We start from the raw sequence: 15351 nt of genomic DNA, 5'->3' as shown, positions 1-15351 counted from the left end.
ATGTGATATACTCAGATATGTACTGAAGTTAACGAACAACGCAAATAAATCTGCAATAAACGTTGCAGACATGATGTACAGCTAAATATACAAGCCTGTAGATTAAGGACGGGCTCATTTTGGGAGGGGTAATTCATTTGAAGCTGAAAGTATTGCCTATTGTTCTAACCGCCGTAGTTTCTGCCGTCCTGTTGTTTGGAGGTTGGTTCATATACCGTCAAGTAGCCGTACAGAGTCCGATTGAAAAGATGGTTACTCAGTACGAAGGTGTTAATAGCGTTCAGTTAACTATTAACCGCAATGATGTACAAATGAAACTTGATTTAAAGCCAAATGTAGATTTAGGTAGACTGGTGCAATATATTCATAGAGAAGGACAGAACCTGATCGGCTCCCGAGCGCTCAAACTGGATGTCGTAGACCACTCCAATGAGGCGCTTGAAAACTGGTGGGGAGATGCCATGTTTACCGTAGCCCAGGCGATGGAGAACAAACAATACGCCGAGATTACTCCGACGTTGTCCAAGATGGCTACAGGAGGAATTCAAGTCAATACGGCGATGGATGACAACAATGTTTATGTAAGTCTGCGAGACGGAGAAGCCAGCAAGTTTATTATACTGCCGCGTGTACCCGGTCAGATAGGAGTGTGGCCTAATGCCTAAATGGACAAAAGAAGCAGCCATAGGAATTGTCCCAGTTGTTATCATTTTTCTTGCTTTTATCGGTGTGAATATTGTTCCGATTCTGATCGCAGCATTGTTGGTTGGTGGGTTGTTATTCATGATGCAGATGCGCGGCGGGATTACGGTAGGTGCTGGACAAGAGCGTAAACGGAAGAAAAAAGGACCTTCAAAACTGACGTTCGAAGAAATTGGAGGTCAGGACAGTGCCAAGCAGGAATTAAGAGAGGCGCTTGACTTTCTGATCCGTCATGAAGAAATACAGAAGTTTGGGATAAGGCCGATGAAAGGCATTTTGCTGACGGGCCCTCCGGGAACTGGGAAAACGTTGATGGCCAAAGCCGCGGCTCACTACACGGATTCGGTGTTCGTAGCTGCATCAGGCAGTGAGTTTGTTGAAATGTATGTCGGTGTAGGTGCCAGCAGAATCCGTGATTTGTTTAAGGATGCCAGAACACGGGCAGCGAAGGAAAACAAGGAAAATGCGATCATTTTTATTGATGAGATTGATGTGATCGGTGGTAAACGTGAAGGTGGACAGCAACGTGAGTATGATCAGACCTTAAATCAGTTGCTGACGGAGATGGATGGCATATACACTTCCGAGACGCCTAGGATATTGCTGATTGCAGCTACCAACCGTAAAGAGATGCTCGATAGTGCTTTGACACGTCCAGGGCGCTTTGACCGTCATATTCAGGTGGATTTACCAGATAAAAAAGGTAGAAAACACATCTTGGAGCTACATGCAGTGAACAAACCACTTACACAGGGCGTGAGCCTGGATAAAACAGCGGAAGAGTCTTACGGTTTCTCAGGCGCACAGCTCGAAAGTGTCATGAATGAAGCTGCGATCTATGCGATGCGTGAGGGCTTGCTTACCATCGAACAGCGTCATTTATCTCTTGCGATTGACAAAGTGATGATGGGTGAGAAAACCGATCGCGAGTCGAGCGTTGAGGAAAAGAAGAGAGTGGCCATTCATGAACTTGGACATGCCATTATGGCTGAGCTTGTGCGTCCTGGGAGCGTAAGCCAGGTAGCCCTTAGTCCGCGTGGACAGGCACTTGGGTACGTGCGTCATAACCCGCAACAGGAGCAGTTTCTGTATACGAAACGTTTTCTGGAGGAGCAGATCATGATTGCACTGGGTGGTGCAGCCGCCGAAGAAATGTACTATGGTGGTCGTTCTACAGGTTCACGCAATGACTTTGAACAAGCGACGAATGTTGTACAGACGATGATGGCTTCCGGTTTGACGTCACTCGGGATTGTAAATATGGATATGGTCACTACCGAAGAACTGATGAGAGAAAATAAAGTTATTCTTCAGGAACTGATGGAGCAGACGAAACGCCGGCTTGAAGAGCAACGGTCAATTTTCGACAATTCTCTCGACATTCTGATGCGTGAGGAAGTTTTGTCAGGAGAACAATTTCGTTGTCAATTTCGTGACAGTGCACGTTTACCAGCATAATTTCTTTATGCTGGTTATTTTTTTTTACATTTCAGTCGTGCTAAGATATTATTAGTTGTTGGGTCGAAATTTGTAATTTTCGGCGAACAGGGTACAATAGAGAAATAGAGAACCGAAAGGATGGAGCAGAACCATGTTTTTCAAAAAAATAGGAGTTGTCGGCGGCGGTACGATGGGGCAAGGAATTTCCCAGATGCTCGCAGCCAAAGGACTTGATGTGCTTCTAGTGGAGCATACGACTAAGAAGCTTGATCATGCATATGACATGATTGAAACAAATTTGGATAAACAGCTCGAGAAATGGGCGATTACCAAAGCGGAGAAGAAATTGATTCTCTCCCGTATTACGAAAGTAGCGCACTTGGCTGAACTGGGCTCTTGCGATATGGTTATTGAGACGATCTCGGAAGATCTGGAAGCTAAAAAAGCAGTCTTTAATCAATTGGATCAGGTATGTCCAAGCAATGTGATTTTGGCAAGTAACACGTCCACGCTGAGTTTGACCGAGCTTGCAAGCTCGACCAAGTACCCGGAGCGTGTTATTGGTATGCACTTTATTCACCCGGTATCCCGGGTTGATCTTGTTGAGATTATTCGTGGTCTGAAAACATCCGATACAACATTCGAAGAAACTCGCCGCTTTGTTGAAGAAGTCGTAGACAAAAAAGGCGTTATGATCTACGAATCCCCTGGATTTGTAACCTCCCGTCTGATCTGCTTGCTGATCAACGAAGCGCTTCATGTCCTGCAAGAAGGTGTAGCTTCTGCTGAGGACATCGATGATGCAATGCGTATCGGTTATAATTTCCAACATGGACCGCTTGAAATGGCTGACCGTTTCGGACTGGATTCCGTTGAGGCAGCCCTCGAAAGAATGTTCCGTGAATTCGGAGAACTGAAATATCGTCCTTCGATTGTCCTGAAAAAAATGGTGCGTGCAGGTCATCTGGGCGTGAAAACAGGAGAAGGATTCTTCAAGTACGACAAGGATGGTGACCGTCTGTGAATATACTCGTAATTAACGCGGGGAGTTCCTCGCTCAAATATCAATTGTACAACATGGAAGATGAATCGGTACTTGCAAAAGGTCTGGTAGAGCGGATCGGGATGGATTCTTCCATTCTGACACATAAACCGACTGGCCGTGAGGAAGTTACGGAAGTTAGTGAGATTCTGGAACATACGACTGCGATTCGTAAAGTCATTGATTTGTTGACACACAAGGAACACGGCGTGGTTGCTTCTGTTAGTGAAATTCAGGCTGTAGGTCACCGTGTAGTACACGGCGGTGAAGCGTTTAAAGAATCTTCACTGGTAGACGACGCTGCAAAAACCGAAATCCGTCGTTTGTTTGACTTAGCTCCGCTTCATAACCCGGCAGCAATGATGGGTATCCGTGCGGCGGAATTGAATATGCCAGGTGTGCCTCAGGTAATGGTGTTTGATACAGCGTTCCACCAAACGATGCCTGAACATGCTTATCTATATGCTATTCCACGTGTACTTTACAAAAAATACAAAGTACGTCGTTACGGCGCCCATGGTACCTCCCATGATTACGTAAGCAAAGCGGCAGCCGAGTATCTCGGTCGTCCGGTGGAAGACTTGAAAATCATCACTTGTCACGTAGGTAACGGTGGTAGTGTAACTGCTGTTAAAGGCGGCGTATCAGTGGATACATCGATGGGTATGACTCCACTTGAAGGTCTGATGATGGGAACTCGTAGTGGTGACCTTGATCCAGCGATTGTGCCTTATGTTATGAACAAGGAAGAACTTAGCGTAAGCGAAGTTAGCTCCATGTTGAACAAACACAGCGGACTTCTGGCGATTTCCGGAATCAGCAGTGATATGCGTGAAATTACAGAAGGCATGGAAAAAGGCGAGCCTAATTCGACGCTGGCTTTTGAAATGTATGAGTATCGTTTGCGTAAATATATCGGTTCTTATGCTGCGGCGATGAACGGTGTAGACGTGATCGTATTTACAGCAGGTGTGGGTGAAAACTCCGTTGTTCTTCGTCAGAAAGTATGTGAGCAATTGACATACCTCGGCGTTGAACTGGATGAAGCATTAAATGCGATCCGTTCCGGCGAGCCGCGCCGCATTACAACTGAAAATTCAAAAGTGGACGTTCTTGTCGTACCTACGAACGAAGAATTGGTCATCGCACGAGATACACACCGAATCGTATTGAATTCTAAGTAATCTAACTGTAAAGTAAATACAGGATGACAATGAAGTGCAGAGGGCAGGTGCGAACCTGTCCGCTGCATTTTCAAATTTATGGAATCAAGGGGAGATATGGGCATGGATACGAATTGTGTAATTCGTAATGTGAACGAGCACGTGGGTGAGACAGTTACCATCGGCGCTTGGATTAATAACAAACGCTCCAGCGGTAAAATTCAGTTTTTGCAACTCCGTGATGGAACTGGATATATTCAAGGTGTAGTGGTTAAGAGTGAAGTCAGTGAAGACATCTGGAATGATGCCAAAAGCCTGACTCAGGAGAGCTCAGTCTACGTGACAGGTATTATCCGTGAAGAGCCACGGAGCGCGTCCGGGTATGAGATGACCGTTACTGGCGTGAAAATCATTCATTTGACAGAAAACTATCCTATTACACCGAAAGAGCATGGTGTGGATTTCTTGATGGATCATCGTCATCTATGGCTTCGTTCCACCAAGCAACGTGCCGTAATGGTGATTCGTGCAGAGATTATTCGTGCTGTTCAGCAGTTTTTTGATGGTAACGGATTCACGCAGGTGGACCCGCCGATCTTGACGCCTTCATCTGCTGAAGGGACAACGAATCTGTTCCATATCAAATACTTTGATGAGGATGCGTATCTGACACAAAGTGGACAATTGTACATGGAAGCCGCAGCGATGGCGCTTGGTAAAGTATATTCCTTCGGTCCGACCTTCCGTGCAGAGAAATCCAAAACCCGCCGTCACCTGATTGAGTTCTGGATGATTGAGCCGGAGATGGCATTTGTCGATCACGAGGAAAGCTTGCGCGTACAAGAGAAATTCATCGCACATGTTGTTCAATCCGTGGTGAAAAATTGCCGAGCTGAGCTCGAGTCTATCGGACGTGACGTCTCCAAACTGGAAGGCATTACAGCTCCGTTTCCCCGTATTACGTATGACGAAGCGATTGAGTTCCTGAATGGACAAGGCTTTGACATTCCTTGGGGCGAAGATTTCGGTGCACCACATGAAACAGCGATTGCGGAAAAATACAATACTCCTGTATTTATTACGCATTACCCAGCTGGAATCAAAGCATTTTACATGAAACCAGATCCAAATCGCCCTGAAGTTGTTCTGTGTGCAGATATGATTGCGCCGGAAGGTTATGGCGAGATCATTGGTGGATCACAGCGTATCGATGATCCAGAACTGATGCAACAGCGTTTTGAAGAGCACAACCTTTCGGATGAAGCGTACCAATGGTACCTGGATCTGCGTAAATACGGATCGGTTCCTCACTCCGGTTTCGGTCTGGGATTGGAGCGCACGGTAGCTTGGATCTGTGGACTTGACCATGTTCGTGAGACTATTGCATTCCCTCGTATGCTCTATCGTCTGTACCCTTAATGCTTAACGGAAAAGAGTATATGGAAGACGCGTCCTCCAAAGCCTGGTTAAGCGGTGCAGCTTACGGTATGGCTTCAGGTACTGCTCAACTACCGTATGCCTTACTACGTTTTTATCATCAGCTTGGATTGTCCGATACTGAGGTTCTGCTTCTCATTCAATTACTGGGCTTCCGTCAGGCGGAATTCAATGAGTTTCCAACCCTTGAAGAGCTTGCTACACGAATGGGACTTGCTCCTGAAGGCATTGCCAGAATGTTGCAGCGTCTGATGAGGGATGGATACATTACGATAGATGAGCATCGGGATGAAGAACGGGATATTCAGTATGAACGTTATGACCTGCACGGCTTGTATGCCAAGCTTGCGATGTGTACAGCGGAAGATGCAGCTCATGCCCGGTCAGAACAACAAAAAGCCAATACTTCACGTCCAGATTCGAACAGTGTTCAAAAAGAAGAGGAAGAGCGAAATATGTTCTCTATTTTTGAAAAAGAATTTGGTCGTCCTCTCTCGCCAATGGAGTGTGAAACGATATCCAGCTGGCTGGATCAGGATCGCTATCAGGAAGAGCTTATTCTGATGGCTTTGAAGGAAGCGGTATTTGCAGGAAAAGTGCATTTCAGGTACATCGACCGAATTTTGCTGGAGTGGAGCAGGAATCGTGTTAAAAATGTGCAGGATGCCAAAGCGTACACGCAACGTTTCCGCAATGGCGGACGTTAAATTAAATAAACAGGCCAGAATTCATTCTGTGCCTGTTTTTTGATATTATTTTGCTCCATAATATACTTCTTATTAGCTATATCTAAATCTATATCACGTTTTTTCGAGGGGATTTTAATAGTTTAACTGGTCTTTCAGTCGGAGCAAGAAATATAACTTCAATACCCCAAGGAATACTAATTATAAAAAGTTTATAAAAATTGCAGGGGTCAGTTGACCAGTCGTCGTCTATAGAATTGGAGAGGAGGGGAGAGTTATTGATGAAGCGCTCGTAATTGAACAAATCCGTCAAGGGGATGCATCTCAAATGCGTGTTCTGATCGACAAATACAGTCAGCATGTCTATCATGTGGCGTATTCTGTCTTACGTAACGATCAGGATGCACAGGATGCCGCTCAGGAGGCGTTCATTCAGATTTATAAATCTCTCCCCGACTACCGATCCGAAGGGTTCAAGACGTGGATCACACGGATTGCTTTTCACAAGGCTATTGATGCCAAACGCAAGCTGGGCAGACGGAGTGCTGAAGATCTGGGCGGAGATGAAATGGTAGTTAATCTGCCTGGACGGGATGAAGACGTTCTAGCCCGTGTCATTCGTGAAGAACGGCAGGAGAAACTTCTTGAGCGGATTAATCAGCTGCCTGCCCAGCACCGGGATATTATTACCGCTTATTATCTGAGCGAGAAAAATTATGAGCAAATTGCCCATGAGGCTCAGGTTGCTGTAAAAACGGTTGAATCAAGGTTATACCGAGCTAGACAGTGGATTCGAAATCATTGGAAGGAGGAAGAGTGGCGTGAGTAAAAAAGAAATGTATACCATCCAGCAATGGACGGATTATATCGAAGGCCGAATCAGCGGCAAACAGGCGATTCTGATGGAGCAGTTTCTTCTGAATGAACCAGACGCAATGCAAGATTATCTTGAAGCTTTAGATATGGAGCGAAACTGCCCTGCATTACCGAATTCAGCGGATTTTACCGACTCCGTCATGAAGCGAATTGAGAGTATGGCGCCCGATGGCAAGACACGACATTCTAGAGGTGAACGAAACCGCCGATGGTTTGAACATAGAGTATTTCACTACGCTGTAGCAGCCTGTTTAACATTGATTTTTCTCTCTTCCGGACTGTTTGACAAGGTGGCTCCTTATCATAAATTCCAAGAAGGTGACACTTCAGGCTCATTTACCGAGAAATGGACTGAGGCAGCTACCTCATGGCTGGATAATTTCAAACCCAAACCTTGATTGGTTTCACATGGCCTGAATAGAAAGGATGACGACTGTGCATTCAGATCGTAATAAATTACTTGCATTTTTATTAAATCTGTTCCCTGGGCTTGGGTTCCTCTATTGGCGGCGAACGGCCCGAGCTGTAGTTTACCCGTTATTATTTTTTGGAACGGGCATTGGTTTTGTCATGCTGACCTATTTGGTCGGTGATAAGGATCTACTAGTCTTTGGATTATTAGGTGTGATCTTTATCTGGTGTCTCAGTATGCTAGACATGATTATTGTGTTGCTCTCTGCACCTTCCGTCCGAGAAATGTATTACAACGGACAAGGTATGCATTATGGTCATCCTGAACATCATCAAGGTTCAACCTATCCAGAGGGTTATGTTAGAGAACAAGGACCAATGGGGGCTATAAATCAGAATGACATGCATCGCCAGGGTGCTGAGGATGAGCATGAATATGGCGGATTTCCTGGTGGGGCAACCTATACGGGACCTCACCCCATGTACCGTAAGGGAAGTGAAGGGGAGCGTTTTTTCACCATTTTGCTTTCATTTGTGCCTGGTCTTGGACATTTACATCTTGGATTGCTTCACCGGGGCTTATCCTTTTTGATCGCATTTTTTGGTTCATTCGCCATGATGGTGTTCGTATCCGCCATTACAAACGAATCTATATTTTTGATGTTTTTGCTCATTCTGCCTGTAATCTGGGTGTACTGCATGTTCGATGCGGTCCAGCATGTACATCGCAAGCAGGCTGGTGAAGTGTTACAGGATCGAACGTTATTTGAAGAGCTCGAGACAGGCAGAATTATGGGCAAGCGCAGCAAAGTGCTGGCTACACTGCTCTCCGCTTTTCCGGGTGCGGGGCATATGTATCTCGGATTGCAAAAAAGAGGTCTGCAACTTATGTTTTTGTTCCTTGGTAGCATCTACATTCTGGACCTGCTTCGTTTATCTGTGTTCCTGTTTATGATTCCACTGATCTGGTTCTATAGCTTCTTTGACGGACTTCAATGCTCAAGTCGGTATGGACGTGAACCGCTTAATGATCAGCCGGTCTTCAAAGACTGGGTTAAACATCAGCGTTTTATCGGGATGGGAATCGCGGCTCTCGGTTTGTACTATTTGACGATCCGCCTGATTATTCCGCAATTAAACGAAATGTTTCCGAATGTGTTCCTGACGTATGAGATTCGTTCGTATTTGAACACAGTTATCGTTTCCTTTTTGCTCATCTTTGGTGGGTTAAAGTTGTTATTTGGAAAACAGCGTGAGTCTACTGCTGAGGCATCGATGGCCAATGCAAACCACACGAAGGATGATGAATTGGAAAGTCTCTTTTTATTCAAGGATCGAGATAAACGATGATTCGTTTACAAGAAACAGTATAAAAAGCAAAACACACCAGGACTGATCTCAAGCCGCTGGTGTGTTTTTTTAATAATCTATTTTTGTGCGCCTTTCAGCAAAAGCTGACGGTACATCACTTCGAACAAAAATTCAAAAGCTTCCAGATGACGTTTCGCCTCAAAAGCATCCTTACCCCACGCATAAATCCCGTGGTTACGCAGCAGAATTCCAGGAACATTAGCGTCTAGTGCACCCGGTACCAATTCAGCGATGGAAGGAATATGTGCGAAGTTGGGCAGAACAGGAACACGAATGGCTGCATTTTCTTCCCAAATGTTAAAGGCTTTGATCAATTCAATACCTTGAATCGGCACATGACCATCTTCACCGAAAAATTCGCTGATGAGGTTGTTAAACACCGTATGCACATGGAATACCGCGCCACAACCGGTTAAACGATAGATTTCACAGTGAATCAACGTTTCGGCGCTCGGCTTCAACGTAGTCGCTTCGATCGCTTTGCCTTCCTTATCAACAAAAAGGAAATCTTCCGGCGTATGCAGGGACTTGTCTTTGCCTGAGGCCGTCACCGCAAAATAAAATTGTTCCGGGTCGAAATCACCCACCCGCATCGACAGGTTGCCACTTGTACCTGGAAACCAGTTTCGGCTTGCGAACAATGCTTTGACATCCGCCAGTTCTTCCAGAACCTGACGTTTATGTTCCAGTGTAATCTTTTCAAAACCCATCTTTACAGCACTCCTTGTAATTGCTTCTGCTTCATATCTTCGATGATGTCATAAAAGGTCGTAAAAGGCACATGATCTACACCAAGTTCCACACATTTATCCGTCAGAATGGAGCGGGAGTAGACCAGATCAGCGATTTTAGCTCCTTCGAAGTCTGTTAGACTGTCTCCGATCAGAATCCGGTTATACTGTTCTTCTGGAAACGTACGAATTACGGTCGTTTTACACATCCCGCAACCGTTGTTGCAAGGGGGCTGACAGGGATGCGGCCATTCAATGCGAATGTGTTCACCGGAGAAATCTGCACCGTTACAGTATACATGATCCTGTGGAATGTCGAAGGGGGCGAGTAAGGGCTCAATGAAGAAGTCCATGCCACCGCTGGTCACATTAAATTCGATGTCCTCACTGCGAACATACTCCAGAAATGCTTGAAATCCTTCACGAATGCCTGCTTGTCCAAGAACAAATTCAACAATTTCATCTTTTCGCGAGGAAGGCAGGAGAGCAAACATGGCTCCCACCCCTTCGCGAAGAGATATTTTTTGTTCAATCGTGTCTTTCATGATGGCATCGATACCTTCTGGTTTGAAGTGTTTCATAATGGCGACAATGTTGTCTGAGAGCGTAATGGTTCCATCAAAATCACAGAAAATTGCTGTTTTCTTATCTGATCTCATCGTTCTCCACCCCACAGATCAAGTGCGCTTTTCAGCTCGGGGTGCTCGGAAGCATACTCGGCCAGTGGAATGGAGCGCCCAGCGGCTTCAATGGCTTGCAAGAACGCACGTCCACCTGCTTCGGTTCCCATGGGATGTCCGTGAATTCCTCCGCCGGCATTGACGATCACATCCTTGCCGAAGTCTCTCAGAATCATCGGAACAAGTCCTGGATGAATTCCTGCTGAAGGCACGGGCATACTTGTTCTTACAGGTAGATCAGATGTGAGCAATTGCTCAGTGATCGCCATATTTTCTTCCTTCGGCATCGTAACCGAACCGTAAGGTGAAGGGAAGAGCACGAGATCAGCACCGGCGAGACGCATCAACTGTCCCAATACAACAGACGCAGAAATACCGTAATGCGGTGATGGATACAAAGCACCGGCAAGTGCCGGGTGAGCCATGATTGGCACGTTAATGTCAGGATCACTGCTTAGTTCATGCAACACATCATAACCATAGGAGAGCACATTGAAGAGTAACGCATTCGCACCTGCACTGATCGCACGTTCAGCTTGTTGTTTCAAACGGGAGGTAGGTCCCGTCAAATTGGTGGCGTACAGAAGTTTTTTGCCTGTTTCTTGGCGAGCCTGTTCGGCAGCCTTCATGCAGACCTCAACTCTTTTTTCAATCGGTGTAAGCTTGTTCTCAAACAGGATTTCATCGTCTTTGATCAGATCAACGCCCCCAAGAGCCTGACGGATAAACTGCTCCCGCAGTTCTTCGGCATTCAGTCCAATAACCGATTTGAAAATACTCATCAGCAAAGGACGATCATGAACTCCAAGCAGATCCCGCACACCGCTCAGTCCAAACTTCGGTCCCGGGAAAGCGCGCAAGAAGTTATCTGAAAATCCGAGATGATTCAGCTTGATGCGTCCGTCCATCGAGATTTTGCCAAAAACGGTGACAAGCAAAGCCGGGATATCTTGACTAAAGTTAATATCCGGGTATCCAATGGTGATATCTGCATAACGTTCTCCAGGTGCTAATCCTTCCGCTTCGTGTACCTCGACCTTGATCACTTCACCCAGATGTTTTTGCATGGCTTCCCGCTGCGCCTGAGGTAGCTCCGTCCAACTGCCCACGGTCATACCTATGGCAATCGATTGAGCTTTTTTGTGAAAATCGGCATGATCATCATGCAGACGATATGTGGCAGTACACATGTTATTCATGTTTTAAATCTCCTTCCAACGCAGCTCCCATCTCGCGAGAACGTTCTGCACAGCGGCTCACGGCCGCAATGACATTTTCAAAGAAGTCTCCTTCATCCAACGTTTTCAGAGCTGCCTGTGTTGCACCTCCAGGCGAGGTTACATCACTGCGCAGTTTCATCGGTTCCATGCCCGTCTGTTGCACCATGCGTGCTGCACCAAGCACCGTCTGAACGGTTAGATCACGAGACTGTTGACCAGACAATCCGCCGCGGATTCCGGCTGCAATCATGGCTTCCATTAGGTAGTATACATAAGCAGGTCCGCTGCCGGAAATACCCGTAAGCACTTCGAGTTTGTCTTCTGGCACAATCGTTACGATGCCTACAGCTTCGAAAAGGGACATGACTGTACTACGCTGTTCATCGGTAATCTCCGCAGAGAAAGCAAGTCCAGTGGCACCAAGTCCAATGGTGCTGGAGGTGTTAGGCATCGTTCTTGCAATCGGCTGTTTGCGGCCAAGCAGGCTCTGCATCGTACGGATCGATAGTCCAGCTATAACGGATACGATTAGCTGGTTTGGAGACAACAGGGGTCCCAGTTCACGAAGCGCCGCCGCGGCATCTTTGGGTTTCATACACAGCACAATCACAGGGGAAGAGGAAAGGATATCCATTGATTTTGAGGCTGTTCCGGTATGCACGGCATAACGGGTGCTCAGTTCCTCCTGACGTTTCAAGTTGCTGCGATTCAGCATCGTAATATCCTGAGGACGAACGACAAGGCGGGAAATGAGCCCACGCACGATGGCTTCAGCCATCGCACCTGCTCCGTGGAAAGTAATCTTTTGTTGTAGTAGTGTCTGTTGCTCTTGGCTCATGTATATCGTTCCTCCTATATAACTGGTTGCTTAAAAATTATTGACGAATCTGACCATTGCCTGTAATCCGGTATTTACTTGACGTTAGTGCAGGCAGTCCCATTGGGCCCCGTGCATGCAACTTCTGTGTACTGATTCCAATCTCGGCACCGTATCCGAATTCGAATCCGTCGGTGAAACGAGTGGAAGCATTATGATAGACAGCCGCCGCATCGACTTCTTGCATAAACCGTTCTGCATGCGCGGCATCACGGGTCACAATGCATTCGGAATGCTTCGTTCCATAGTGTGCAATATGCTGCAAAGCTTCATCCAGATTTTCAACAACTCGGATGTTCAAAATATAATCGTTATACTCTGTTGCGTAATCTTCCTCTGTGGCCTGGGCCGCTGTCGGAACAAGGCGACGCACCGTTTCACAACCTTTTAGAACGACACTTGCTTCACGGAAGCGCTCAGCCAGAGTTGGGAGATGCTTTTCTGCATAGTTCGCATGTAGTAGCAAGGTTTCCATAGAGTTACATACCGATGGGCGCTGTGCTTTGGCATTGATAGCAATATCGGTTGCCATGGCTTCGTCCGCTGATTCATCCACATAGGTATGACAGATGCCAGCACCCGTCTCAATGACCGGTACGGTTGCGTTCGCTACGACAGTGCGAATCAGTGAAGCACCACCACGTGGGATGATAACGTCCAGCAGTCCGTTCAGCTTGAGCATTTCGTCAACGGAAGCACGGTCTGCGTCTTCTACCAACTGAAGTGCATCTGCAGGCATTGCCGTAGTTGCCAGCGCTTGATGTAGCGCCTCAACAATTTTTCGATTGGAGGAGAGAGCAGAAGAGCCGCCGCGCAGAAGTACAGCATTGCCTGTTTTGAGACAAAGGCCTGCAGCGTCAACCGTCACGTTAGGACGAGCTTCATAAATAATGCCAATCAGGCCAATCGGAACTCTTGATTTTTCGATGTGCAGGCCATTCGGACGTGTAAAAGTTTCCAGCACTTCGCCCACAGGATCGGGTAATTCCGCGATCTGACGTAAGCCTTCAGCGATGCCTGTGATGCGCTCTTTATTCAGTGCCAGACGATCCAGCATGGATTCAGGAGTGCCTTGTTCTCTGCCGCGATCCAGATCTTCCACATTTGCAGTAATGATGGCATCCGCCGAAGCAATCAAGGCGTCAGCCATAGTGCGCAGTGCGGCGTTCTTCTGTTCCGTACTCAGCCGATTTAATTCGGTGACGACAGCTTTGGCTTTACTTGCTTTTTCTCTAACTTCACTCATCTTAAATCCTCCTCTAGTTCAGCTATTATTTCAAGGTAATCCATTCATCGCGATGAATCACTTCAAGTCTATGGATGCTGTTCAGCTGTTTCATGACCTCGCCGCTTGGCAGTCCCGCAATCTGACGAAGCTGATCATCATCGTAATTGACGATGCCACGTCCGAGTAGCGACTCATCGGGGCCAAGTACTTCGACCACATCGCCCGCATGGAATGTTCCCAGAACTCGCTTTACGCCTACGGGAAGCAGACTGTGCCCACCGTGAACGAGCGCTTCCTCAGCACCATGATCAACAACAACTGTCCCAAGCGGAGTGGACATGAAGCCAAGCCATTGTTTTTTGCGAGAGAGTGAGGCCAGCTTGGTCTCAAAATAAGTTCCTTTTCCGATTCCATCCAAAGCGAGTTGCATGTCCCCAGGTTCTTTCACACTGCCTACAAAAACAGGAACACCTCCGCGTGTGGCGACTTTGGCCGCATCCACCTTGGAGCGCATACCGCCTGTGCCTACAGCTGATCCCGAACCGCCGGCATATGCATATATCTCGGCTGTGATTTCAGGAATACGGTCATATCGTTTCGCGGCAGGGTCTTTACGTGGATCAGCGGTGTACAACCCATTCGTATCTGTGACGATAATAAGATGCTGTGCCCTCACCAGATTGGCTACCAGCGCAGATAACAAATCGTTATCACCGAATTTTAGTTCGTCGACAGATACAGTATCATTTTCGTTAAAAATCGGAATGACCCCTTGCTTGAGCAGTTCCTCTACGGTCATACCGGCATTTCCCATGCGTTTACGGCTGTGGAAGTCGGTACGGGTCAGTAATATTTGCGCTGTAGTAACGCGGTGCGCCGCAAAAGCCTGTTGATATGCCTGCATCAGCAAAGCCTGCCCAACCGCCGCAGCCGCTTGTTTCTCATGTAGTTGTTTGGGACGCTGAGGGTAACCGATCTCCCGGAATCCGGCAGCAACGGCACCAGAAGTGACGAGCAGAACTTCGTGGCCCTGAGCAACAAGAGAGGCCATTTCATCTGCGAAAAAGGATATCGCCTGGCGATCCAATCCGCCTTCTTCAGTGGTTAATGAGCTGCTTCCGATTTTAACGACAATACGTGAAGTCATGATTTCACTTCCTTAAACATAATTAATCAGTGATTGCGAAGCAGTCTGCTTAGGTACAAAAAAAACTCCCGTCCTTTGGTTAAAAAGGACGAAAGTTCGTTACTTCCGCGGTACCACCTTTATTGATGATCATGATCAGATCATCCGGCTCATGCCCTGTAACAGAAGGCACTGTCCTGTACACAACAGGCCGCTCAGGGGTAGGTTTCGGAGAGAAGCCGCGGTAAATTCTTGCAGCCAGATGGAATTTACTCTCTGTGCGCAACTGATTCTCTCTTACTGGTCCCGTCATCACGTTTCGTTTACTATTTCTTATAACATACCATGGAAAGTTGGCATA

The 15351-nt window shown here is 46.9% G+C and carries 15 protein-coding genes and 1 other annotated feature; of the genes, 9 read left to right on the top strand and 6 right to left on the bottom strand.

The window, feature by feature from the left end; all coding sequences use genetic code 11:
• The first annotated feature begins 137 nt into the window (after nucleotides 1-137).
• From MHI38_RS05055 to MHI38_RS05015, 9 genes are all read left to right on the top strand, one after another.
• Nucleotides 138-665 (top strand): hypothetical protein, encoded by a 528-nt coding sequence (locus MHI38_RS05055; protein WP_090917144.1) that lies wholly within the window; start codon nucleotides 138-140, stop codon nucleotides 663-665.
• Nucleotides 658-2160, top strand: a complete 1503-nt coding sequence (locus MHI38_RS05050; RefSeq protein WP_154890596.1) for an AAA family ATPase — start codon at nucleotides 658-660, stop codon at nucleotides 2158-2160. The genes MHI38_RS05055 and MHI38_RS05050 overlap by 8 nt, the downstream gene beginning before the upstream one ends.
• A 133-nt stretch (nucleotides 2161-2293) precedes the next feature.
• Nucleotides 2294-3166: a 3-hydroxyacyl-CoA dehydrogenase family protein gene (locus tag MHI38_RS05045; RefSeq protein WP_123066052.1), complete on the top strand. Its 873-nt coding sequence runs from the start codon at nucleotides 2294-2296 to the stop codon at nucleotides 3164-3166.
• Entirely contained in the window at nucleotides 3163-4368 is a 1206-nt protein-coding gene (locus MHI38_RS05040) for an acetate/propionate family kinase (RefSeq protein WP_154890595.1), read from the top strand. Before MHI38_RS05045 ends, MHI38_RS05040 begins: the two co-directional genes overlap by 4 nt.
• 102 nt (nucleotides 4369-4470) lie before the next feature.
• Nucleotides 4471-5766 (top strand): asparagine--tRNA ligase, encoded by a 1296-nt coding sequence (asnS, locus tag MHI38_RS05035; RefSeq protein WP_090917136.1) that lies wholly within the window; start codon nucleotides 4471-4473, stop codon nucleotides 5764-5766.
• The gene (locus MHI38_RS05030) at nucleotides 5766-6491 is read left to right on the top strand and encodes a DnaD domain-containing protein (protein ID WP_260510800.1); all 726 of its coding nucleotides are present in this window, start codon (nucleotides 5766-5768) and stop codon (nucleotides 6489-6491) included. The genes asnS and MHI38_RS05030 overlap by 1 nt, the downstream gene beginning before the upstream one ends.
• A 307-nt stretch (nucleotides 6492-6798) precedes the next feature.
• Nucleotides 6799-7299: an RNA polymerase sigma factor gene (locus MHI38_RS05025; protein WP_341181016.1), complete on the top strand. Its 501-nt coding sequence runs from the start codon at nucleotides 6799-6801 to the stop codon at nucleotides 7297-7299.
• Nucleotides 7292-7744: a hypothetical protein gene (locus tag MHI38_RS05020; RefSeq protein ID WP_154890594.1), complete on the top strand. Its 453-nt coding sequence runs from the start codon at nucleotides 7292-7294 to the stop codon at nucleotides 7742-7744. The genes MHI38_RS05025 and MHI38_RS05020 overlap by 8 nt, the downstream gene beginning before the upstream one ends.
• A gap of 37 nt (nucleotides 7745-7781) precedes the next feature.
• Nucleotides 7782-9107 carry a multi-tm2 domain protein gene (locus MHI38_RS05015; RefSeq protein ID WP_445667202.1) on the top strand — a complete coding sequence of 442 codons (1326 nt, stop codon included), beginning with the start codon at nucleotides 7782-7784 and terminating at the stop codon, nucleotides 9105-9107.
• A gap of 77 nt (nucleotides 9108-9184) precedes the next feature.
• Here the strand turns inward: MHI38_RS05015 and MHI38_RS05010 are convergent, their stop codons facing one another.
• Genes MHI38_RS05010 through proB form a run of 6 tightly spaced genes read right to left on the bottom strand, consistent with a single transcriptional unit; the run spans nucleotide 9185 to nucleotide 15011 of the window.
• Nucleotides 9185-9838, bottom strand: coding sequence for a methylthioribulose 1-phosphate dehydratase (locus tag MHI38_RS05010; protein ID WP_341181015.1), 654 nt, complete (start codon nucleotides 9836-9838; stop codon nucleotides 9185-9187).
• A gap of 2 nt (nucleotides 9839-9840) precedes the next feature.
• Nucleotides 9841-10518 (bottom strand): 2-hydroxy-3-keto-5-methylthiopentenyl-1-phosphate phosphatase, encoded by a 678-nt coding sequence (locus tag MHI38_RS05005; protein WP_253493501.1) that lies wholly within the window; start codon nucleotides 10516-10518, stop codon nucleotides 9841-9843.
• Nucleotides 10515-11738, bottom strand: a complete 1224-nt coding sequence (locus MHI38_RS05000; RefSeq protein WP_186812256.1) for a 2,3-diketo-5-methylthiopentyl-1-phosphate enolase — start codon at nucleotides 11736-11738, stop codon at nucleotides 10515-10517. Before MHI38_RS05000 ends, MHI38_RS05005 begins: the two co-directional genes overlap by 4 nt.
• The gene (gene proC, locus MHI38_RS04995; RefSeq protein WP_186811616.1) at nucleotides 11731-12597 is read right to left on the bottom strand and encodes a pyrroline-5-carboxylate reductase; all 867 of its coding nucleotides are present in this window, start codon (nucleotides 12595-12597) and stop codon (nucleotides 11731-11733) included. The genes MHI38_RS05000 and proC overlap by 8 nt, the downstream gene beginning before the upstream one ends.
• A 37-nt stretch (nucleotides 12598-12634) precedes the next feature.
• Nucleotides 12635-13882, bottom strand: coding sequence for a glutamate-5-semialdehyde dehydrogenase (locus MHI38_RS04990; RefSeq protein ID WP_308723384.1), 1248 nt, complete (start codon nucleotides 13880-13882; stop codon nucleotides 12635-12637).
• 25 nt (nucleotides 13883-13907) lie between these two features.
• Complete coding sequence (gene proB, locus MHI38_RS04985; protein ID WP_253493513.1) at nucleotides 13908-15011, bottom strand: glutamate 5-kinase; 1104 nt, start codon at nucleotides 15009-15011, stop codon at nucleotides 13908-13910.
• 81 nt (nucleotides 15012-15092) lie between these two features.
• Nucleotides 15093-15312 (bottom strand) — a binding site (T-box leader).
• Between the last annotated feature and the right edge of the window lie 39 nt (nucleotides 15313-15351).

Origin of the sequence: Paenibacillus sp. FSL K6-1558 (assembly GCF_038002565.1) — a bacterium.
GTDB classification, from domain to species: domain Bacteria; phylum Bacillota; class Bacilli; order Paenibacillales; family Paenibacillaceae; genus Paenibacillus; species Paenibacillus polysaccharolyticus.
This window is presented reverse-complemented; position numbering and strand designations above follow the sequence as displayed.